At 56.3% G+C, this 20122-nt stretch carries 16 protein-coding genes; 4 read left to right on the plus strand and 12 right to left on the minus strand.

Going from position 1 to position 20122, the window contains the following annotated elements:
• The first annotated feature begins 9 nt into the window (after nucleotides 1-9).
• Nucleotides 10-699, plus strand: a complete 690-nt coding sequence (locus IE099_RS08510) for a SanA/YdcF family protein (protein WP_189569610.1) — start codon at nucleotides 10-12, stop codon at nucleotides 697-699.
• Here IE099_RS08510 and purN read toward each other — a convergent pair.
• On the minus strand, nucleotides 647-1264 hold the full coding sequence (gene purN / locus IE099_RS08515) for a phosphoribosylglycinamide formyltransferase (protein ID WP_189569611.1): 618 nt from the start codon (nucleotides 1262-1264) through the stop codon (nucleotides 647-649). The genes IE099_RS08510 and purN overlap by 53 nt on opposite strands.
• Before the next feature lie 296 nt (nucleotides 1265-1560).
• Between purN and IE099_RS08520 the strand changes: the two genes are divergently transcribed.
• Nucleotides 1561-2037, plus strand: coding sequence for a hypothetical protein (locus IE099_RS08520; RefSeq protein ID WP_194598379.1), 477 nt, complete (start codon nucleotides 1561-1563; stop codon nucleotides 2035-2037).
• A gap of 28 nt (nucleotides 2038-2065) precedes the next feature.
• On the opposite strand, the gene IE099_RS08525 is transcribed toward IE099_RS08520, so the two are convergent.
• From IE099_RS08525 to IE099_RS08575, 11 genes are all read right to left on the minus strand, one after another.
• A complete protein-coding gene (locus IE099_RS08525; RefSeq protein WP_189569492.1) occupies nucleotides 2066-3133 on the minus strand; it encodes a PEP-CTERM sorting domain-containing protein in 1068 nt (355 codons plus the stop codon).
• 143 nt (nucleotides 3134-3276) lie between these two features.
• Complete coding sequence (locus IE099_RS08530; protein WP_189569493.1) at nucleotides 3277-4344, minus strand: PEP-CTERM sorting domain-containing protein; 1068 nt, start codon at nucleotides 4342-4344, stop codon at nucleotides 3277-3279.
• Nucleotides 4345-4394: 50 nt separating this feature from the next.
• On the minus strand, nucleotides 4395-8102 hold the full coding sequence (locus IE099_RS08535) for a hypothetical protein (protein ID WP_189569494.1): 3708 nt from the start codon (nucleotides 8100-8102) through the stop codon (nucleotides 4395-4397).
• A gap of 152 nt (nucleotides 8103-8254) precedes the next feature.
• Nucleotides 8255-8839, minus strand: a complete 585-nt coding sequence (locus IE099_RS08540) for an outer membrane protein assembly factor BamD (RefSeq protein WP_189569495.1) — start codon at nucleotides 8837-8839, stop codon at nucleotides 8255-8257.
• A 39-nt stretch (nucleotides 8840-8878) separates the two neighbouring features.
• On the minus strand, nucleotides 8879-9832 hold the full coding sequence (locus tag IE099_RS08545) for a VWA domain-containing protein (protein ID WP_189569496.1): 954 nt from the start codon (nucleotides 9830-9832) through the stop codon (nucleotides 8879-8881).
• A gap of 1 nt (nucleotide 9833) precedes the next feature.
• The gene (locus IE099_RS08550; protein ID WP_189569497.1) at nucleotides 9834-10748 is read right to left on the minus strand and encodes a vWA domain-containing protein; all 915 of its coding nucleotides are present in this window, start codon (nucleotides 10746-10748) and stop codon (nucleotides 9834-9836) included.
• Nucleotides 10749-10751: 3 nt separating this feature from the next.
• A complete protein-coding gene (locus tag IE099_RS08555) occupies nucleotides 10752-11531 on the minus strand; it encodes a hypothetical protein (protein WP_189569498.1) in 780 nt (259 codons plus the stop codon).
• On the minus strand, nucleotides 11528-12376 hold the full coding sequence (locus IE099_RS08560; RefSeq protein ID WP_189569499.1) for a DUF58 domain-containing protein: 849 nt from the start codon (nucleotides 12374-12376) through the stop codon (nucleotides 11528-11530). Before IE099_RS08560 ends, IE099_RS08555 begins: the two co-directional genes overlap by 4 nt.
• A gap of 64 nt (nucleotides 12377-12440) precedes the next feature.
• The gene (locus IE099_RS08565; protein WP_189569500.1) at nucleotides 12441-13433 is read right to left on the minus strand and encodes an AAA family ATPase; all 993 of its coding nucleotides are present in this window, start codon (nucleotides 13431-13433) and stop codon (nucleotides 12441-12443) included.
• A gap of 130 nt (nucleotides 13434-13563) precedes the next feature.
• Nucleotides 13564-14925 (minus strand): hypothetical protein, encoded by a 1362-nt coding sequence (locus IE099_RS08570; RefSeq protein ID WP_189569501.1) that lies wholly within the window; start codon nucleotides 14923-14925, stop codon nucleotides 13564-13566.
• Complete coding sequence (locus IE099_RS08575) at nucleotides 14922-16238, minus strand: hypothetical protein (protein WP_189569502.1); 1317 nt, start codon at nucleotides 16236-16238, stop codon at nucleotides 14922-14924. The genes IE099_RS08570 and IE099_RS08575 overlap by 4 nt, the downstream gene beginning before the upstream one ends.
• A gap of 535 nt (nucleotides 16239-16773) precedes the next feature.
• Between IE099_RS08575 and dnaA the strand changes: the two genes are divergently transcribed.
• Nucleotides 16774-18258 (plus strand): chromosomal replication initiator protein DnaA, encoded by a 1485-nt coding sequence (gene dnaA / locus IE099_RS08580; protein ID WP_189569503.1) that lies wholly within the window; start codon nucleotides 16774-16776, stop codon nucleotides 18256-18258.
• Nucleotides 18259-18357: 99 nt separating this feature from the next.
• Nucleotides 18358-19455: a DNA polymerase III subunit beta gene (dnaN, locus tag IE099_RS08585; RefSeq protein ID WP_189569504.1), complete on the plus strand. Its 1098-nt coding sequence runs from the start codon at nucleotides 18358-18360 to the stop codon at nucleotides 19453-19455.
• Nucleotides 19456-20122 lie beyond the last annotated feature (667 nt).

Consider the following 20122-nt stretch of genomic DNA (forward strand, 5'->3'; position numbering starts at 1 on the left):
AGAGTGGCAATGGTATGGAGTTGGTTTTGGAAGACCGGCCTCGTGAGTTGCGTGCTTGGATTCTCTTTCGTGATTTACGCCAATCTGGCAGCCAAAAGAGCGGGAGAGGGACGACTGTTCGATGATGTGGAAAAAGTGCCGGAGCAGCCGGTAGGGCTCTTGTTTGGGACCACCGATAAGATTGGTGAGCGGGATAATCTCTATTTCGTTCACCGAATCGATGCCGCCGTGGAGCTGTGGGAAGCTGGCAAAGTTCAGTGTCTCCTCGTCTCCGGCGACAACCGGGAACGGTATTACAACGAGCCGAACAAGATGCGTGACGCACTGATCGAAAGGGGGGTTCCCAAGGAGGTCATCGTGCGGGATTTTGCGGGATTGCGAACTCTCGATACCGTGGTTCGGGCCAAGGAAATCTTCCGGGCGCCATCTGTCATTCTGATCTCGCAGCAATTTCACAATGAGCGGGCAGCTTACATTGCGAAGAATGAAGGGCTCGAGTTTGTCGGCTACAATGCCCGCGACTTGGAAGGGGGAGCGGGGCTAAAGACCCGGCTGCGGGAAGTTGGGGCCCGGGTCAAGATGTGGTTGGATGTCCGAATTCTGGGGACGGGGCCGAAGCATCTGGGCAAGTGGGAATATCTCCCTATCACCGGCCACCCTCTGGAGGAAGTTGCGGTTCAAGAGTCGCCGCGTGATTAGCAATCGTTTCCGGGTAGAGGCGATGCTCTTCCACTTGAATCCGTTGGTGCAGCGTCGCAGCGGTGTCGTCAGGGAGGACAGGAACCCGGGCCTGTGCCAGGATCGGTCCCGTATCCATTCCTTCATCGACCAGATGGACGGTGCAGCCGCTTTCCGTCGCGCCATCGGTGACAGCCTGTTCCCAAGCCATCATTCCCGGGTAGGCGGGGAGCAGGGAGGGGTGAATATTGAGAATGCGTGAGGGAAAAGCTTCCAGTAGCGGCGCTTTGACCAAGCGCATGAAGCCAGCGAGGCAGACGAGTCCGACCCCGGCCTCCTTTAGTTGTCTGGCGGTCTCCCTCTGTGCTTCTTCCGGGAAACGGGTGCGGTAGTCGCCGCAATCGATGATTCGGGTGGGAATGCCATTTTTCGCCGCTCGCTCCAGAATATAGGCGTCGGGGTTGTCAGATAGAACGATGACAATCCGGGCGTTGAGCTGTTCGGAGGCTATGGCGTCCATAATCGCCTGCATGTTGGAGCCCGAACCCGAGCCTAGAATACCGAGGGAAATCATCGCCTTGGTCATCACTCGCTAGCGAGCTTCGGACAAGTCCGATTTTAGAGGATTTTCGAAAGAAAGACAAAATATTGACATATTGTGACATTTTAGGTTTTATCTGTGTCATGTTCCAGTCAGTGACGCCCCGCCCGGGAAAAGTTCCAATCCAACTCGAGCCGTTTCCGATTCCTCCTATTCAGCTCTTGCCTGAACCCGAAGCAACCCAGCTTGCGGTGGATGAGCCGGTTTCAGTTTTCGTACCCGAGGTGGTTGCGTCCGCTAGTTCGGGGGATCAGGAGGTGATTCCAGTAGAAACTCCATTCATGAAGGCAACCGAATTGGAGCCGGCGCCACCGGTCAAGGAGTTGACCCCATTGGCGGAATTGGTTTCGTCCCTGATGGCAGAAGAAGATGGTCCCGAGGACGCTCCCGAAGGCGACCGTTTGGTCCCTATGGATCCGACTCCGGAGAATCTCCAGTTCACTCCCGAAGAGGCTGCCGAATTGGAAGAGGGGGTAGAGGTTTTTAGCGAAGTTTTTCCCGCGTCCGAGATTCAGGATTTTGCGGTTCCTGAAGAGGTTGAGGAAGTGATCGAAGAAGAGGCCCCTCAATTCGAGGCTCCGGAGCACGAGCCTGAGGAAGAGGAGTCCAAATCAATTTTCGAGCCAGTTGAAGCAGTTGAGGCTGCGGTGGAGGTGTTGGAGCCCGTGTCCGCTCATTCGGCGGTGCAGACTTGGCAGCCGCCTTCAAGTAGTGCCAAGGCAAAGAAGAATCCACGTTTTGGTGCATTCTTTCGTTAGAGCCTGCTGAGGGGGGCGCCTTGTTCGATTATCTTCGACGGAAGAAGGTGCCAGTCAAGCCAAGTAGGGCGATCAGGCTGGCGGTCGAGGGTTCTGGAATGACCGCGATTTCATAGCCAGAATCTTTCAAAAAGGCCAAGTCCAATAGGGTGAGTTGGTCGCGTTGGCCAACGAGAGGAGAGCGATTCATAACTGTCTGGCGCATGATGCCGTCCTGATAGCCCGGGCTTTCGAGCCCCGATTCGATGTGGTATCCGTCCTCGTGGAGAGTGTCCTCACCCGTGCCGAGGAGGGCGATTGCCTCGGGGCCGGTCCAGTCCATTCCGCTTACGAAATCGTTCCAATTGTCTCCGGTGCCATATCCCAGGACATGAATGATTTCATGGAGAGCGATGCTGTAGATATCCAGCTTGCCTGTGCCGACCGGGGTGGTGTGGTCGAAGTGCCAGTAATCATTATTCACCTCCCAGGATTCGCGACCATCGGAGATATCGGCGGGTGAATCATTGAACCACATGCTGCCCATAACGGGGCCGAAATTCAGTTCGTAGGACGAGGTCTGCTCCGCGTGGGTCAAGGTGTTGGCGACCCGTTGCAATGGAGTCATCCCGCGGCCATACATCGTGTTCATGACCGCTTCGGCGTTGTCCAATGCGGCAGGCCAATTGGCGTTGGAGTTTAGACCGATCTGAACGGAAGGAGAACCCGGGGAGGCCTCGGCGAAGGTGAAGGCACCCATGCTGCGGGCACCAACGTAGATGACGATCTCGTCGGTGCCAATTCCAGCGGGCGATCTTTGAATCGTTGAGACTCCGTCGCGCGGATCGACGAGGTTATAGGTCGTGAGGACCTGAGCGACTCCGCCACCACTACTTCCGGATACAAGGTCGGTGGTGATGGCTGAGAGAGAATTTCCGAGGACAGAAGAGATCTCGTCTGCGGCGGCTTGCAGGGCGGCTTGTCCTGTGGAGCCGTAGGGATTGGCAGGATTGGAGAAGAAGTCGTCGTAGGTAAAGTCCAGGGTGATATTGAAACCTAGTCCCGACGAAGGAAGGAGGGCAGCGGCTAGCCCCAAGCTCAGAATTTTTCCAGACATAGCGAAGTTGTTAAGAAAACCTTATCATCCACAAAAACGAACGGATAGGGGGAAGTTTGTCTGCGTGCCAATGCCTGCGGTCTCGCTTCGCCGCATTTTCGAGAGGTTGGGAAAGGGCCTCAAATTTGCAAAAGCCGGCTCTCTTAGCTGCGGCTTCTCCGGGTTAGGCTCGAGAGGGTGAGCATCGCGAGAAGGACGGAAGTAGAGGGTTCGGGAATCGGGCTGATCTGGTAACCCATGTCGGAAAGAAAGGCGAGGTCCAGCAGGGTGAGTTGGTCACGCTGCCCGACCTGAGGGGAACCGTTCATCACCGTTTGCCGTGTCTGTCCATCGAGGTATCCCGTGCTTTGGAGGCCGGTCAAAATGTGAAAGCCATCGTCGTCCAAGACGCCTTCTCCCGTTCCCAACAATGCAGTTGCTTCTGGTCCGCTCCAGTTCTGGCCGCTGACGAAGTCGTTCCAATTGTCACCGGTTCCATATCCCAGAATGTGGACCAACTCGTGAAGAGCCAAGCTATAGAGGTCGATCTTACCAGTCCCTACTGGAGTGGTGTGGTCAAAGTGCCAATATGCATTGTTCTCTTCCCAAGACTCGCGTCCGGGTGAGGAATCGCCGGGTGAATCGTTGAACCACATGCTTCCCATCACGGGGCCGAACTCCAGGTTGTAGTTGGCCTCTACTCCTCCCAGGCTCGCTGCTCCGGTGAGTCGCTGAAGAGGGGCGCTGCTGCGACCGAACAAAGTGTTCATCTGGGACTCAGCGCTGGCCATCGCGGCAGGCCATTCGGGGCCCAGGCCGCTTCCGCCAAGCTGAAGGGAGGGGACTCCAGGGGAAGCTTCCGCAAAGGTGAAAGCTCCCATACTGTGTGCTCCGATATAGACAACAATTTCGTCACCCAACCCCACTGGGGAGACTGAGAGGTTCGTGGTTCCGGTTGAGGGATCCACCACAGAATAATTCGTCAGCATCTGCGTGGTAGTGGAGCCGCTGGTACCACTGACGAAGTTGGTAGCGATTGGAGAAAGTTGATTTTGGATGAGGGTCGACAGCTCGTCAGCCGCAGCTTGGAGAGCTGCCTGCCCGGTCGACCCGTAGGGATTCGAAGAATTCGTGAAGTAGTCGTCGTGAGTGAAGTCCAGACGAATATCGAATCCAAAGGCAGTCGTGGAAGCGGCGATGGATGCCGCTGCGAGCGCTCTCTTATTTAACATTCGTTGACTATTAGTGAGTCAAGGAGGTGATATCAAGTTTAATATATGAATTAAGCAGGTCTTTTGGTTGGCTCTTGAGGGTTTTTTGAGCAAAACGATTTCCAGTGCCTGGCAATCTCTTCCAAATTGAGCTCTTTACCTCCGGCTGAAAAAGCGTGGCGTTCCAGCTGTTGAATCTCACTACTGAGGTCCTTGGCCTGTTCGGCTGGGACATGTCCTTTGAGGTTTTTCAACCAGTGGAGCAAGCTCACCGCGGTCAAGGTGCTCGGCAAGGCCGGACCTCCCTCGACATCGGAGCCGGGACTCTGTTCGCTTTTGCGAGACCACTTCCAACCGAAGAAGGCGATGAGCGCGAGAATGACCGCTGACAGCCAATACCAAAGAGGAGAGCTGGATGACTCTTCCAATTCCACCAATTCGTCCACGGGGATGAGGTCTACATCCTGATACCGTTGGCGCAGGACTCCGTTTTCTTCGGCGAGTGACTTCATGGCGAAGGCGGTGAGGGTGGGAAAGGCAAATTGCTTGGGTGAATCGCCTTCGGGTTTCAGGGTCAGGCGATACTCGTGGGTCGATAGGGGTGCGCCGTCGTCTGTGTCTGTCGTCAGCTCTTCGACCTGAAGTTCACGGTCCTCGGTAGCGACGACTTCAAAGCCTTTGGGCGGGAGATCGACTAATTCCTGCAACGACGCAACCAGCCCTTTGCCCGCAGTCTTTACCTCCAGGTTCCATTCGCCCTTTTCCTCCGCATTTCGTTCGTCGAGGGTCATGGTCACCTTGAGGTCTCGCACGGGGCGGGCGGTTGAGTCCGCGGTGGCGACGAGGGGGACGTTGGCCGAGCTGACCGGCAGCACCACGTGTCCGGAGGTGTCGAGAAAGTCCAAGTCAATTTTGAGGGGAGGGATGTTGTCGATTTGAGGGCCCTTCGCTTTCAGGAGAAAATAGGCGTATGGCGTGGTCCGCCATCCCAAGCGGGAAGAAGTGCGGGAGTCGATCTTGTCGGTGTGAAAAGTCAGCGAGACGACTTCGAAGTTTTCCTCCAAAGCGGTTCGGGCAGCCTTCTCGAATTTATCGCGATAGTCTTCGGTGGGGCGGCCGAAGTTGTATGAATACGAGACATTGTTCTGGTTCTGCAAGTAGCGTTGAAAGCCACCGGACTCTCTCTCGATCTCTTTGGTGTGGTGAAGGTTGACGAAGAGGCCAAAGGGTTCGGTGCCGACCTCGGCGGGCCCATCGAGGGTGGCGATGAGTTCGATCTCGGTGACCAGATCCTTGTAGTAATCGTAGACTTCGGCCGCGCTTCCAATCTTCTCGTGCCGTCCCACGACATCGATTGCCGCTTGCAGGTAGCGGAACTTGAGATCCGGCGCGACGTTGGCCAGCCGATTGTTCAGCGTGGTCGCCAGCATGGCGTAGTGACGCTCGCGGATAGGTTCCGGAAGGGAGTCGAGGGCGCCTTTGATTTTTACAAATTCGGATTGCACCGGCATGTGATGGGCCTTCAACGCCTCCAGTAAAGGGGAACCCAAGGCCGCGTAAAACCAAGTTTCATACACCGCCGTGTTCTCCTCGCTCTTGTCCTCCATTGGCAAGGTCGCGGCGTAAAGTCTGGCCGCTTCCGCGAAGTCGTCCAAGGCCGTGCGCTTCGTGCTGGAGTGAGTCGCTTGGGGTTGGAGATTGGAAAGATAGTTGGACTCCTCGTAGACGATTGCGGCGAGTTGGGTGAGCAGTTGGGAGGACCCAATGTCGTTGCCCCAGGCCTTGGCCGTCACTTCGCGAGCCATCTCGTAGCCATCCAGGACCTGTTGGTGGAGCTCTTTGTCACGGCGCTTGGTGCCCGCAGCTTCCTGAACCTTGGGGTTCGGCCAGAGCGCGGCCAAGTTGATGCGCATTCTCTCAATCAGGGAGGCGATGACCTCGCTATCGAGAGCCTCGAGCTCGCCGAACACTTTCTGCAAAGCCTCCAAACGCCAGACTTCTGCCTGGGAATGAACGGTGATGAAGGCGTTGGCGAATTCCTCATCGAATGCTTCATCAAGTTCCAGCTCGCGGACCTCGGTTACGAGGCCGGCAAGCTCCTTCAAATTGCGCTCTTGCTTCGAGCGGGTGAGAGGAATGGTCTCGGCATGATTGTTGTAGCCGTAGAAATAGGAGTAGCGGGAGCGATAGCGGTTGTTGAGGTTCGGATTGTGGTTCTCGGCCCAGACTGAGATCAGATTGCGGACAAGCTCTTTCGCGGTCTTGGGGCGGGACTCGGCTAGTTTCTCAATGAGAGGAAATGCTTTCTGATGTTCTTTGACCTTCAAGTAGAGACGTGGAATCTGCTCTAACAGTTGCTGGGCCACGGTCTCGTCGACTGCCGCAATCCACTTTTCGGAGGGAACCAGTTCCAGCAAGTCGCCGGTTGGAATGGGATTGGGACCCTTGCGGTCATTGTTGGCGTAGTAGTTCCGGGGGCCGTAGAAAACGTTCCCGTAGTTGTCGACTTGCATCTCTGGTCGGCTGGAGGTCGAGCGGTCGAATTGCAGGGTGACCTTGGCCTCTTGCAGCCAGTTGAGGGCGTAGATGGAAAAGATTTCTTCCCATTCAGAGAGGTCGATGCCCTTGGTCCCCAGAAGAGCCTCAGCCGCGCTTTTCTGCAGTTGGATCTGCTGCTGGCGGATGCTGGCATCGCGAATCTGTTGCGATTGCGAGCCGAGGGTTCCGGCTGCGGCAAGAATCTCGAAGCCTTCCCCAGCTGGATCGGAGAAAGTCTCTTTCAGCCAGTTTTGACCGGTGCCCTCATCCAATTCAGGCACCAGAGAGAGCGCTCGATAGAGAGCTTCAAGCCGTTCGGGCATTTCCGCCTTCTTGAGGGACATGACTTCCAGTGAAAGCTCCCAAGCCAATGGGAGGTGGCTGGAGCCGAGAGCCTGGCGGTGCGCCTCGGCGTGATATCGCGAGAGAATATTAAGTGCTTTGGTTTGTTCGAAGCTGCGCGCGGTGTCCAGGTCGGGAAGAAAATCAGAGGCCGCTTCCGTGAGGCCACCCTCGAGAAGAAGCTCGGAGGTGCGAAGTTGGGCGCTGGGGTCATCATTTCCAAAGTAGCGGGTTCCTTTTGCGAGAGTGGCGAGAAAGTTCGTCGGTGGATCCTCGGGCAGCAGCTTTGCCAAGGCTTGAATGGCCTGTTTGTCCGGCGCTTTTGGGGGGACATCGGCGAGGGCGAGGATGTCCGCGGTGCTGAAATAATTGGCCTGGTTGTGAGGACGTGCCCCCATCGCCATTGCCTCGGGGCGGAGTATGACTGGGACGGGCTTGCCCAGTTCCTGAAGCAGTCGCAGGTAGGTTGCTGCCCCCAAGTCCTCGGGGAGGTTTTCCAAATAGCTTCTGACTTCATCCCAATTGCCCAGCACCACATTGCGGCGATACTCCTGGGCTTCTTGCTGGTATTTCTCGCGCAGCAGCTTCTGCTCATCTGGGGCTTCGGAAGGGGGAGCTGCTTTGGGCGGGCTGTCTTCCGGGTGACGGCTAAGGCTCTCTTCCTGAAGAATGCCCGAGGGACTCCGATCGAACTTCAGCTTGCCCAGAATCTCTTTTCGAAAAGCTTCCGGCTCTTTTTGATTGCTGCTTGGGTTCGCGGCCGCAGCTTGGATTTGCGCTTGTTGAGCTTCTCCATTCGAATCGCCATGAAAGACGGGCATTTCGATGCGACTTTCGCCAATGGTGACTTGCCCGTTGAGGGTGGAGAGAAATAGAAGCGGAACCAGGGTGGATTTCATGGAAAAGAGAACAATAGGAAGTAGGTAAAGGTGGGTTAACTGCCGGAGCCGTCAGGGGGAGGTCCTGCTCCCGCACCACGAGCATCTTGTGGCTTTTTGCCAGGGTTGGAGCCGGGTTTCGATTTCGGGCGACCGCCCGAAGAGCATCCCTGTCATTGGTTGGGGATGGGGAGTCCGTAGAGCTCGGCCGGGTCCATGCGCGCGAGGCGAATGACGGCTTCCAAATCGTCAGCGGATGTTTTCGCCAAGGAGCGGTCGCTGGCGTTTTCCGCGAGTAACTTATACTCTTGGCGAGCGGCTTCGATTTCGGGTTCCCACATGGCGTCGGGCAGGCCTTCCAGTTTCATGAGATAGGTCATGTAGTAGCGGGCATTGGCCAGAGCGGCGCGGGTTTCGTCCCGCAAGCCGGGGTCGGCATCCGGATCGGTGTCGAGCACGAGCATCAGTTCGACGAGTTCATCGCGAGCTTCGGGGAGTTTGCTATTGAGCATCTTGGCCTTCGCGATTTCCAGTTCGAGCCGGCGGCCGAGAGTCACTTCTTCTTTGGGAAGTTTGCTCATGGCTTCCTCCCAGTTTTTGATTGCGGAGGCGTAGTCCTCTTCCTTGAGCGCGTTGTCGGCCTTGGCGATGAGGGACTGGGCATCATCGAGTTTGAGCTGATCTTGCCCGGGCCCGAAGTGCCAGGCCGCGAAGGCGAGAGGCACAAGGAGCCAGAGGGTGGTGAGGGCGATTTTCATGTTGGATTGGATCTTGGAGTTCTTGTCGAGTAGAGCGTCTCACGGAGACAATTTTTTTCGATCAGTTAGGAGATAGAGAATGAGAGGTAAAGAAGCGAGCAGGAAAGAGGCCAGCGCGATGGCAAACAGCGCGTATTCGCGCAGGGTGAGTTGTTGTTTTTCGGCGGAGACTTTCAAGCTGCCGAGACTGCGGAGGGTGGCGGTGGGGACGTGCTTGAGGTTGCCATCGTGATACTCGCCCCCCAGACGATTGGCGATCTCGCGCAGGGTGGAAACATCCTGTCGCGACTGGCGACCGTCGATGAGGGTGCCTTTCATCGGGTCGCCCACGCCTACGACCAGGGCTCCGCCCACTGAGGAGGGCATGCGCGGCATTCCGGAGGGGGGGACGGTGTCTCCATCGGAAATGAGAACCAGGGTGGCGCTGTCCGGTCGCCAGTCTTTCGCGATTTTGGCCGCTTCTTCCAAACCCGCGAAGAGGCGCGTTTTGCCGACCTCGAAGGCATACTGCATATTCAAGTCGTTGAGGATATTGAGCAGCACCTCGCGGTCGCGGGATTCTTTCACTACCGGCTTGGCTCCGCTATAGGTCGCGATGACGGTGAAGTGCATTTTCTCGTCCGAGACCCGTTCTAACAGCGAGCTGACGAGCGAGGAGGCCCGTCGGCTTCGTGAGTCTTTGCCCACTTCGCCCGCATCCTGGAGTCGCATGGAGGGCGAGACATCAAGGACGAGAAGGAGGTGCTCGCGTTCCTTGGGCTCGATGGACTTCATCTTGGAGCGGTGGGCCTTGGGTGGGAGGAGGAAAAGAGTCGTCAGGGCCCAGGCTAGGGCCGTGAGGGTCAGCACCCGAACCAAGGGGGCGACCACAAAGAGAGCGCGCGGAACTTGCGGCATCAGGGGCTGGACGAGTGCGACGCGCCGCGCGTGCACGAACTCGGCGACCACTACGAGAATCGTAGTAGCGAGAGCGACGAGGATAGGCGTGGTCATCTTACCAAGGGTTGTAGCGCAGGCCAAAGAGGGTGAGGAGGTGCAGTCCGGTGACTGCGAAGCAGGCGAAAATGAAGGGCGTGAAGTTGTCGACGGGGTCGGGCGTCAGGCGCTTGATGCGGGACTGCTTCATGGTGTCGATTTGCTTGAAGACGGCATCGAGGGCTGCGGGGTCTCCAGCCGAAAAATATTGCCCGCCGGTGATGGAGGCCATCACGGAGACCTCGGGCGGAGGACCGCCATCGGCCACGTGCACGCCGTAAAGGACGATGCCATTGTCCTTCAGCGAATTCGCGATTTCGACATCCTTGCCATTAGAGAGGTCAAAGGATTGGCCATCGGTGATGAGGAGGATCATGCGGTCGCCTTCCTCGCGCGAGACCAGCACATCCTCGCAGGCGCGGACCGCTTTGCCTATCTCGGTGCCGCCGAACCAGCTGGGGAGTTTGGTGGGATGGAGAAAGGGCGGAGCGCACCGAAAAGCGGAAACATCAGTGGTGAGCGGGACCCAGTGCATGAAACTGTTTCCAAAAATCGTGAGCCCAAAGGAGTCGCCCTTGCGGTAGTCGATGAAGCCATTGACGGCCTCCATGGCGGCATCGAAGCGGTCACCATCACCGAAGGGTGCTGTCATGGAACCCGAGACATCGATGCAAAATTGGATGTTGGTCATCTCGCGTTCGGAGCGGGGTTGCTCGAACTTGCGGGGACCGGCCAAGAGGACGATGGCGAGCGCGAGAAGGAAGGCGGGCAGGGTGCCGGCGAAATCTAACAGGAGCGTCAGCAGGCGGCGGCGTTTGTGGGGGTGATGGTCACTGGGGAGGGCGACGGCCTGACCCTTGTGGCGATACTGAAAGACGAGAAGCCCAATGGGGATCGCGAGAAGTAGCAGAACAAATGGGTGGGCCAAAAGCATGGGTCAGCTGCGGTAGGGGGTCAGGAGTTCTTGGATTTCTTCATCGCTGACGGCGGAGTCACGGCTGTGCAGCCAGCGTTCCAGTTGCAGAAGAAGCGGGGAGGCTTCGGGATGTTTGCGCAGATGAGCCAGGGACTCGGAAGTCGGGAGGTTGGCGACTTCCGGCACTTTCTTCCGCCAATGTCCCAAAACCAGTCGTTCCAAACGGGCTCGTTCGTCGGTATTGAGTTCCTCTTGAGAAGCCTTTTTCAAAAGAGGTTCCAGCCGTTCGGCCAAAGTGGGTTCCGGGGTGATGGTTGCGGTAGAGTTTGCATTCTTGCGTCCCGCAAAAAGAACCCAAACCAAACCCGAAACCCAAACAAGTCCAAGTACCCAAAGAAGAGCGCGGTAGCCACCCACCCGCGGGAGAGGCTTGGGCTGCAGTTCGGCGGGGCGGGGGAGGCCGGGTGGCAAGGCGGTGGTGATGGTGATTGGTACTTGGTGGGACGAGTGCCCGGATTCGCTTTGCGCTTCGCGTAGAAACTCTCCCAAGTTGTAATCTCCCGCATCGAGGCCCTGGACCTCGATGGTGTAGCGGAAGCCGTCTTGGGCCGGCTTCACCTCGACCATCCGCAGCATTAAGGGGATTTCTCGAGTGGTGCGCGGGACGGGTTCCAGCAAAGGGCCCTTCAAATACAGATCCTCTAACAGGAGCGGCAGGCCGACGCGTTGGGTGGGCGTTTCGCCTAACAGGTGGGTGGTGGCAAAGAGGAAAGCTAAGAATGCGAGGAGCCAGTTCTTCATCGCGAAAGCAGGTTGCGGGATTGGAGAAAGAGCCGGAGAGCGGCGAGAAAGGGTTGGTCCGTGCGGAGCAGAAAGTGGTCGATGGAGGCGCCTTGTAGGTCGGCGACGGCGTCTGCGGTGCTGGCGAATTGATGCTTTGCGGGGGCGGTCACCGTGCGGGCGCTTTCCGCATCGCGGGCGCGAAGGATTCCGGCTCCGGCCAAGCCGTCTTCCGCCGGGTCGCGGAGAAGGATGGTGACTAGATCGTGTCGGCCGTTGACGAGCTTCAGCGCCGGAATCGCTTCCGGGTCGTGGAGGTCGGAAAGGACGAAGATGAGTGAGCGCTGCTTGAGGGAGGGATTGAGCGCGAGGAGCTTTTCACCCAGCTGGGTCTTTTCCACAAAGTCAAAGTGGCGCAGTTGATGGAGCCAGAGGAGGAGGGTTTCGCGTGAGAGCGAAGGCGAGATCTTGAGGTCGCGCGAACCCGCCGCCATTAATCCCACTGGAGAAACCCGATCGAGACAGGCCAGGGCCAGGCCCCCGGCGATTTGCACTGCCAGTTGATACTTGGAGAGCTTGGTCGAGCTGAGGGTCATGGAGGCCGAGCTATCGACCACGAACCAGACCGGCAGTTGTTTAGGTGTTTCGTATTCCTTGATGTGCGGCACTCCCGTGCGGGCCGTGACCCGCCAGTCGATGGTCTTCACCGGGTCGCCGGGGACGTAGGGACGCGATTGCACGTATTCCAAGCCCGAACCGAGGAAAGGACTGCGATCGGTGCCGTAACTGAGGGAGTCGGCGAGCCGTTTGATAGCGATCACGAATTGCCGCGAGTCAAGGGGATCGGTCTGTTGCAGGGAGGGCATGAACTGATTTTTTACCACGAAGGCCACCAAAGACGCGAATCCCGGGCTTTCGTTTTTCGAAAAGTTAGCTCACCGAGGCTTCCAGAATTTCGTTCAAAATTCCCTTGGGAGTCTTGCCTTCCGCGAGGGCTTCGTAGCTCAGGCGAATCCGGTGCAAGCACACGTCCTCGGCCAAGGCAAAGAGGTCTTCGGGAATCACGTAGTCGCGTCCGTGAATGAGGGCGCGGGCGCGGGAGGCCTTGAGCAACGAGATCCCGGCGCGCGGCGAGCAACCCAGCTCGAGGTCAGGGTGCTGGCGGGTGCGCTCGACCACATCGATGACGTGCTTGAGAAAGACATCCGAGACGTGAATACCATGGACCGCCTCGGTGGCGGCAACGAGGTCTTCGGTAGTGCCAACGGCATCGCCTCCGATGAGGTCGAATTCCGTCTTGGCCACCGCGCCGCCGTCCTTCTTGTTGACTCCGAGGCGCATGTTGCGACGGAGAATTTCCTCTTCTTCCTCCGGGGTGGGATAGGAGAGGCGGTGGCAAAGCATGAAGCGGTCGAGCTGAGCCTCCGGGAGCTCGAAGGTGCCGGACTGCTCGATGGGGTTTTGGGTGGCAATGACGAGAAAGGGGGTGGGGAGGGAATAGGTCTCCGCGCCCAGGGTCACTTTGCGCTCCTGCATCGCTTCTAACAGCGCACCCTGAACCTTGGGCGCCGCGCGGTTGATCTCGTCGGCCAGCAGCAGGTTGGTGAAGATGGGTCCCTTGTGGGTGCGGAAGCCGCCGGTCTTTTCATCGAGAATCTCAGTGCCCACAATGTCGGAGGGCAGAAGGTCGATGGTGAACTGAATGCGGCGAAAATCCAGGTGCAGGGCTTTCGAGACCGTATTGACCAAGAGGGTCTTGGCCAGACCGGGCATGCCCTCTAACAGGAGGTGGCCCGAGGTGAGCAGGGCGATGAGGGTTCGTTCGACGACGATGTCTTGCCCGACAACAATTTCGCCAGTGCGGTCGCGAATCGATTGGAGCCACGTCGAAGTGGCCCCGGAAGAAGGGTGAGGTGCGCTCATAACTAAGGATAGAGAAACTTCCGCAATCAGCCGCAGCTCATAGGAAAGAGAACAGAAGGATCTCTAACTTTAATGTCGCAGGATGGGAAGCTTGTTTACGAAATGAACAAAACTGTCATTCGGCGGGCTCTTACTCAGGGACCTTCAGATGATGTCTTGCGGCAAATGCTTGTGCCGCCTCCGGGTCCTTTTCTTTCCAGCCGTAGAGGATGTCGACCATCAGGGCGTGGCGCTGGGGACTCGGGGAAAGGGTTTCCGCCCAGTCCGCCGCAGAGGATGGCTCGTGGGGCATAATGGTCTCGGCAAAAGAGAAAGTGGCCAGTTCCTTGAGATCGCCCGCGGGTTGTTCGCCGATCCACTGCGCGGTCGCGCGGAAGTCGGATAGGGTCCAGTTTTCGATGGTGTTTCGGATCGCGTATTCTCGTGATTTGTTCGTGAGGTGTTTTGAGAAGAAGGGTAGCCAGGCCGCAGGGTCCCTTGGGTCGGACACTGTGATCTGGGTGGCGATGATTTCCCTCTCTTCCGCGCCGAGGTCAGAATTTACAAAGAGTGTCTCGCTTGCCTCGGGTCCTTCCGTTGCCAGAACCGTACCGAGCCGATTGTAGAGTTCACCTTGCAGGAGGAGATACCGGTAAGGTTCTCGAGAGTCTTGATTTGGTCCGACCTTTTTACTGAGTTCCCCGGCGATGAAATCGAGGAGGCTGAGTTTTCGCTCTTGCGAAGAGAGATCGAGCTCCCAGTTGGAAAAGAACTCCTCGATATCAGCTTCATTCATGGCTGCAAAGAGGGGAAGGGCTTGAGAGAAGTCCCGGGAGAATTCGTTCTCCAGAATACCAATCTGCACCGCCCGCAAGGCCTCTTCGGAAGCGAGGTCGGGGTTGTTCGTCAGCCACTCTTTTGCAGCCTGCGGGTCGAATGCGGTCCACTCGGTGAGCGCCATCATGATGAGTTCAGGGAACTCGCCGTTCTCGTAGGCAGGGTATCTTAGTGCGAGCTTCGGCTTGAGGTCGCTCAGAAGCGCGAGGCCATCCTCGGGATACGATTGGATGAGAGTCGTCAAAATTGGTTCCATCACTTGGGGACGCTCGTCTTCAGTGAGTTCCTCGCTGTCCCAAAGGAGTTCGAAGAGCTGGATGAGCACGCTGGGATCTTGCTCAAAGAGATCGGAGAAAAAGGACATCAACTCCATTTCGAATTCGGGAGAAAAGTCGTTGGACGTCCGTGCTTGTTTGGCCAAGTGGAGAAGTTCTTTTGCGTAATCCTGAGCTGCGGTCTGCGCTATGGGACGCTGCGACTGTTCGTGGTCTCGAAGGCTCGTTCCTGAAAGGGATTTTGTCCGGCGGGTGCCATCGGTCGGGATGCCGAGAGCTCGTGCCTGCGTCATCAGTTGCGATTGGGTCTCTCGATCACGTGCAATTTGCCTCTCTTGGAGAAACAGCAACGGGGCGGTGGCCGCCACAATTAGGACCGTGTAGAGGTGGGGCTTTTTCATGGCATGTCATCTTGCTGACCGCTCTCCCAGCGTTCTCGCAGGATGGGATCTTTGATTTTGGCGATGAGGAGTTGGATAGCTGGGCCAGAGCTTTCCGCGCGGTTGGCGAGTTGGTCGGCGCCGTGGGTGAGAAAGCTGTCGATCAGCTCGTCGTCCGGGTATTGCTGGTACTCTTTCTCCAAAAGCGAAAGGGTGCGCGCCAAATCGGAGTCCTCGTGCTCCAGCCGAATCGCCAGGGTTTTGCCCATCACGCGGGCCTGATCCGCAGGGCTGTATCGGGCGATGAACTCGCGGGTGGACTGCAATTCGGTTTCTAGAGGAAGAGGTTCATACCATCTGCTGTTCTCGATGCGCTCGTTGATCGCAGCCAGGGCGATGGGAGCGACCTCGAACTGGGAGGATGCGATTGCATTGAGAAAGGTCTCGGTCCCTTCCAATTTGATTCCGGCCAGAATGCCACCCATATGGTTCAAAACCTCGTATTGCTGCTCCTCGGGCAGCGCTTCCCGAATGAGTGTCGCCAACTCAGTAAATTCGGACTCTTTCTGAAGATCGAGAAAGGAGGAGGTGTTCGCAGAAAGCGTCTGCAGTCGAAGGTCGGGGGAGAGTGAGAGGAGGCGGCCCCGGGCGGACTGGGTATCGGATTGAAGGAGGGAGAAGAAGGCCGCACTTTCGAATTGAACTCGAGTCTGGTCATTCGCGGTCAAGGACTTGGGCTGAAGGGAACCGTCGGCAATGCGTGCATCCAACCAAGCGACTGCTTCCTTCGGCTCGCTGCTGGACCAAAGCGAAAAGATGTCATTGAGATGCCAGCTATAAAGGATGGCGTCATAGTGTGCTTGGGAAAAAGCTCGATTGAGAGCGGTTTCGGGAGCGACCTGGCCCAATCGGGTGATGACGTTTTCCACGAGGCTTTCGTAGTCATCGGCACTCAGGGGCAGGGTGGGGGCTCGGTCCAAGAGCTCACAAAGTTCCTCCTCCGTAGCCTCGAGCAAGAGTTTGCGGAAGACGACGCTGGTTCGCATGTCGGACATTTCGCCTCGAGAATCTGCTTGGACGAGCTTGCGCAAATCTTCGTCGGAAAGCTGGAGAAAACCCGTCGTCCCGGCGGGCAGGACCGATGGCACCCGGACGGTTTTATTGCGGGATGAGTTCTGCGGTGAACTCGGGGCCGAGGGGTGAAGCTCTTCGTGTTTCGCGATGGCCGCCTGCAAGTCGGCATTGCGAAGCTGAATTCCGTGCCGGTGATTCTGGCGAATGAAAAAGGCGAGGAGGTAAATTCCTAGCGCGAGAACCGGAAGGGCGAACTTCATGACTAGACCCAGATTGGGGAAGGGATGAGGCTCTGTCGAGAATAGGGATGGGTGTCCGTTGCAAGGAGCTCATTATTAGGTCCGTGACTTGTTGGAGTTGAGCCATTGACAAAGCCTTGAAAGTGGGGGGGTTAGGAAGGTTTTTAAAAAAGTGGTTGGGAAGTCGTGGCTGTTGAGATCTCTTAAATGGCCTTCCTTTTCTTCAGAGAGTTAGTATCTTTAAGTGGTTTTTAATGAGTTTATTGTGAACTAATTTTACTTCTAAAATAGAAATGCAATTTTCGGCAAAGGTGACGAATCTGTGACATGATTATTTGCCCTCGTTAAATGATTCTGGAGTCAAGCCCGATGAAAATTTTGGTGTGGAACGCATGGTTTTAAGGGGAGAAAAAAGTTCCCCGCGAAAGACTGATTCTAACACTTGGCGAAGTTAGGAATTCTCTCCTAGAACTTCGGCCTCGTCAGCGACAACGAGAACGTGGTCAGCCTCAGTGGTAGCCTTGTTGTTGCTGGAGAGAGTCTTCTCAAAAATCCGATGCCTAGCCCAGAATTCCCCCCCAATGATTCATTCTCAAACGAAACTCCAAGTGACCTGCCTGAGTCAGGTCTTTCCTCCGAACGCGGTTCGGTAGTCGAACCGAAAAAGCTTTGGGCGCAGATTGCTCCCGAATTGAAGTCCTTGGTTCGTGAGAATGTCTTCGAGCGTTGGTTTGCGGACGCGAGGCTCGACCACGACGAAGATGGCACCTGGGTATTGACGGTTCCTAGCGACACTCACTGTCTCTGGATCGAAACGAATTTCATGCCCGAGCTTTGCGCCTCCCTGGGAACTGTTCTGGATCCCGCAGAGGCCGGCCAGGTCCGGGTGCGGGCGGAAGATGCCGTTCCTACTGTCGAGACCGATGAAGCGGAGGACAGTCAGCGGGGTGAGCGCGAGCTTTTCGCTGAAATCGCAACCAGCAGTGATGCTGACAGCAACCTGAAGCGCTTGGTCAAGCGGGCCCGTCTCAATCCCGCCAACACCTTTGACCGCTTCGTGGTGGGGAGTAGTAACGAATTTGCGCATGCTGCTTGTTTGGCGGTCGCACAGGGGAAGGGGCAGGCCTACAACCCCCTTTTCATCCACGGAGGTTCGGGGATGGGAAAGACCCACCTCGCACAGGCATTGGGTCAGGAGTTCATCCGCAACCGACCGAAGACCAAGGTGGTCTATTTGACCTGCGAGCAGTTCACCAACGAGTTCATCGACGCGGTGCAGAAGGGGAGCCTGACTCGTTTTCGTGCGAATTACCGTAAGGCGGAGGTCCTCATCGTCGACGATGTTCAGTTTCTCAAAGGGAAGGAAAAAACAGGTGATGAGTTCTTCCACACCTTCAACGCCCTCCTCGATCTTCAGGCCCAGATCATCCTGACCTCGGATCGGCCGGCTTGTGAGATTCAGAGCCTTGAATCTCGCCTTATGACTCGCTTTGAAAGCGGTCTGACAGTCGCTCTTGAGCCGCCTTCCCTGGAGATGCGGGTCGCCATTTTGCAGAAAAAAATGGAGGAGTGGAAAGCGAAGATTCCCCACGAGATTCTCGTTTTCATCGCGGAACGGGTTCGCAGCAGTGTCCGTCGTCTCGAAGGGGCCCTCGTGAGGGTTGCCACTTACTCCTCATTGGGGAGCGGAGACCTCTCCATCGCCCGGGCAGAGTCTTTGCTGAAGGACATTCTGCGCGAGGAATCCACGCGCAAGGTGACCATCGACTCAATCCAGCGCGCGGTCGCCGACTACTTCGACCTGCGGGTTGCTGACATGACAGGACGGCGCCGACCCAAGAATATCGCCCATGCCCGGCAGGTTGCGATGTATTTGAGCCGCGAATTGACGAAAAATTCTTTGATGGAGATTGGAGAGGCCTTCGGAGGGCGGGACCACGGAACCATCATTCACGCGGTCAAGAAGGTGAAGTCCCTTGTGGAATCCGAGGAAGAAACCCGGGAGGCCGTGGACCATTTGGCCGCTTGTCTCAATCGCTAGGACCCACTGATCCGCAAGACGCATCAGGTCATAACCCGATGAGGGCTTGCAATGATTCGAACTTCTTAGAATTCTTAGGCAGCCTTCGGGTGTACCCTTATGAAGTTTCGTATCGCAAAGGAAGCCTTTCTGGATGGTTTGCAGCAGGTCCAGCACGTGGTGAGCACGCGCACTACTCTGCCAATTCTCTCCAACGTCCTCATTGAGGCCAAAGACAATCAGCTCCGATTGACTACAACCGACCTTGATGTCGGGGTCAGCGGGTCAGTCGAGGCCGAAGTGTTGAAGGAAGGCGCGACCACTTTACCGGCCAAGCGCTTGGTCAGCATTATTCGCGAGCTTCCTTCTGCCGAAATCGAGATCTCCATCGATGCCAAGAATGTTGCCAACATCACGAGCGGGCCGAGTTTCTTCAAGATTATTGGACTCCCCAACGATGAGTTCCCTCCGCTTCCCGACTTCGACGATGCGAAGGAATACCGCATTCCGCAGATCATGTTCAAAGAGGGGCTGAAAAAGACTGCTTATGCGATCTCAACCGATGAGACCCGGTATGTTCTCAACGGTATCTTCATTTCTTTCAAAGAGGGTAAGATGACTCTCGTCGCGACCGATGGACGTCGCCTGGCGATGGTGGAAAACGAATTGGAATTCCCCGCCACCCACGAAACTGAAATCATCGTTCCCACCAAGGCCATCCAAGAGTTGGCACGTCTCACCAGCTTGGAAGGGGATGTCATTGTCAAACTCCAGTCCAATCAGATCTCCTTTGCGATTGGCGACAGCATCATCGTAAGCAAGCTCATTGAAGGAAATTATCCCAACTACCGACAGGTGATTCCCGGAGAGAAAAAGGAGCGCTTGGACCTGAATCGCGAGTCCTTTTTCGAGACCGTCCGGCGGGTATCGCTTCTGTCATCGGAAAAGTCGAATTCGGTGAAGTTGGTCTTCGGGCCCGACAACTTGGATGTGACCGCCAACTCGCCTGAAATTGGTGAGGCGAAAGAGTCCATGGCCGTTAAATACAGCGGTCCGACTTTCGCCATCGCTTTCAACCCCGACTTTCTCATGGCTCCACTCCGGAATCTGGAGGAGGAAGAACTTCATCTCGACCTGATTGATGAGATGAGCCCTGGTGTTTTGAGAGCTGCAGGCAACTTCCTTTACGTTCTCATGCCGATGCGGGTGACGAATTAACTCTTCGAAAACGCAATTGGAACTGAACTTGAAAGGCCTCCTACGGGAGGTCTTTTTTTGGGGACCTGTGGCAAGGTCTGCGGGGCTCAAAAGATGGGGTTTCCTCTCGCTTGATTTTATATAAAATAAATCTATCTGTCCCCGCGCCGAATGGTTGTAGCTAAAAGAGGATGGGGTGTTCGGGCTCAATTCCGCTCGATTACTGAAAATCAGAGGGTTCCCGCTCTTTTTGGTGTGTCAGTAATATATGTCTTTGTTGTCTTTTTGATTCGGTATCCTATTTTCGGGGGTCCGTTGATATTTTCGTTTATCGTTAGTCGCGATTGTAAAGATGTTTTTAATTACGTAATGTTAAGAAAAAGGTAGAAAAAGTTCGAGCTATCTGTATTTTTCCCACGCCTTCAACCGAGATGAAAAATTACTTGTTCCTCTTTTTCTTAATAGCAGCGAAAGCTCTCCTTATTTGGTTTGCGATTGTGCTGGTAGAGTCAGAGACCCTTGATACCTCCAGACCGCGACCCAGTATGAACGTGCAGAGGAGTTCTCATTGACTGATAGGGATTCTGGCCTGTTAGGTTAACAGGTTTGTATTGATACAACTAGTTTCCCCGCCCTTTCTTGGGCGTCTGTTAGAGATGACTCGGTAGGACTGCTTTCCTCGTCGAGC

Source organism: Roseibacillus persicicus, assembly GCF_014651675.1.
Classification (GTDB): domain Bacteria; phylum Verrucomicrobiota; class Verrucomicrobiia; order Verrucomicrobiales; family Akkermansiaceae; genus Roseibacillus; species Roseibacillus persicicus.

Excerpts from the sequence above, each read along its gene's own strand:
- purN (WP_189569611.1), bottom strand. The coding sequence starts at position 1,264 with ATGACCAAGGCGATGATTTCCCTCGGTATTCTAGGCTCGGGTTCGGGC.
- IE099_RS08510 (WP_189569610.1), top strand. The coding sequence starts at position 10 with ATGGTATGGAGTTGGTTTTGGAAGACCGGCCTCGTGAGTTGCGTGCTT.
- IE099_RS08570 (WP_189569501.1), bottom strand. The coding sequence starts at position 14,925 with ATGAAAAAGCCCCACCTCTACACGGTCCTAATTGTGGCGGCCACCGCC.
- IE099_RS08565 (WP_189569500.1), bottom strand. The coding sequence starts at position 13,433 with ATGAGCGCACCTCACCCTTCTTCCGGGGCCACTTCGACGTGGCTCCAA.
- dnaN (WP_189569504.1), top strand. The coding sequence starts at position 18,358 with ATGAAGTTTCGTATCGCAAAGGAAGCCTTTCTGGATGGTTTGCAGCAG.
- IE099_RS08540 (WP_189569495.1), bottom strand. The coding sequence starts at position 8,839 with ATGAAAATCGCCCTCACCACCCTCTGGCTCCTTGTGCCTCTCGCCTTC.
- IE099_RS08555 (WP_189569498.1), bottom strand. The coding sequence starts at position 11,531 with ATGAAGAACTGGCTCCTCGCATTCTTAGCTTTCCTCTTTGCCACCACC.
- IE099_RS08525 (WP_189569492.1), bottom strand. The coding sequence starts at position 3,133 with ATGTCTGGAAAAATTCTGAGCTTGGGGCTAGCCGCTGCCCTCCTTCCT.
- IE099_RS08530 (WP_189569493.1), bottom strand. The coding sequence starts at position 4,344 with ATGTTAAATAAGAGAGCGCTCGCAGCGGCATCCATCGCCGCTTCCACG.
- IE099_RS08520 (WP_194598379.1), top strand. The coding sequence starts at position 1,561 with ATGAAGGCAACCGAATTGGAGCCGGCGCCACCGGTCAAGGAGTTGACC.
- IE099_RS08560 (WP_189569499.1), bottom strand. The coding sequence starts at position 12,376 with ATGCCCTCCCTGCAACAGACCGATCCCCTTGACTCGCGGCAATTCGTG.
- dnaA (WP_189569503.1), top strand. The coding sequence starts at position 16,774 with ATGCCTAGCCCAGAATTCCCCCCCAATGATTCATTCTCAAACGAAACT.
- IE099_RS08575 (WP_189569502.1), bottom strand. The coding sequence starts at position 16,238 with ATGAAGTTCGCCCTTCCGGTTCTCGCGCTAGGAATTTACCTCCTCGCC.
- IE099_RS08545 (WP_189569496.1), bottom strand. The coding sequence starts at position 9,832 with ATGACCACGCCTATCCTCGTCGCTCTCGCTACTACGATTCTCGTAGTG.
- IE099_RS08535 (WP_189569494.1), bottom strand. The coding sequence starts at position 8,102 with ATGAAATCCACCCTGGTTCCGCTTCTATTTCTCTCCACCCTCAACGGG.
- IE099_RS08550 (WP_189569497.1), bottom strand. The coding sequence starts at position 10,748 with ATGCTTTTGGCCCACCCATTTGTTCTGCTACTTCTCGCGATCCCCATT.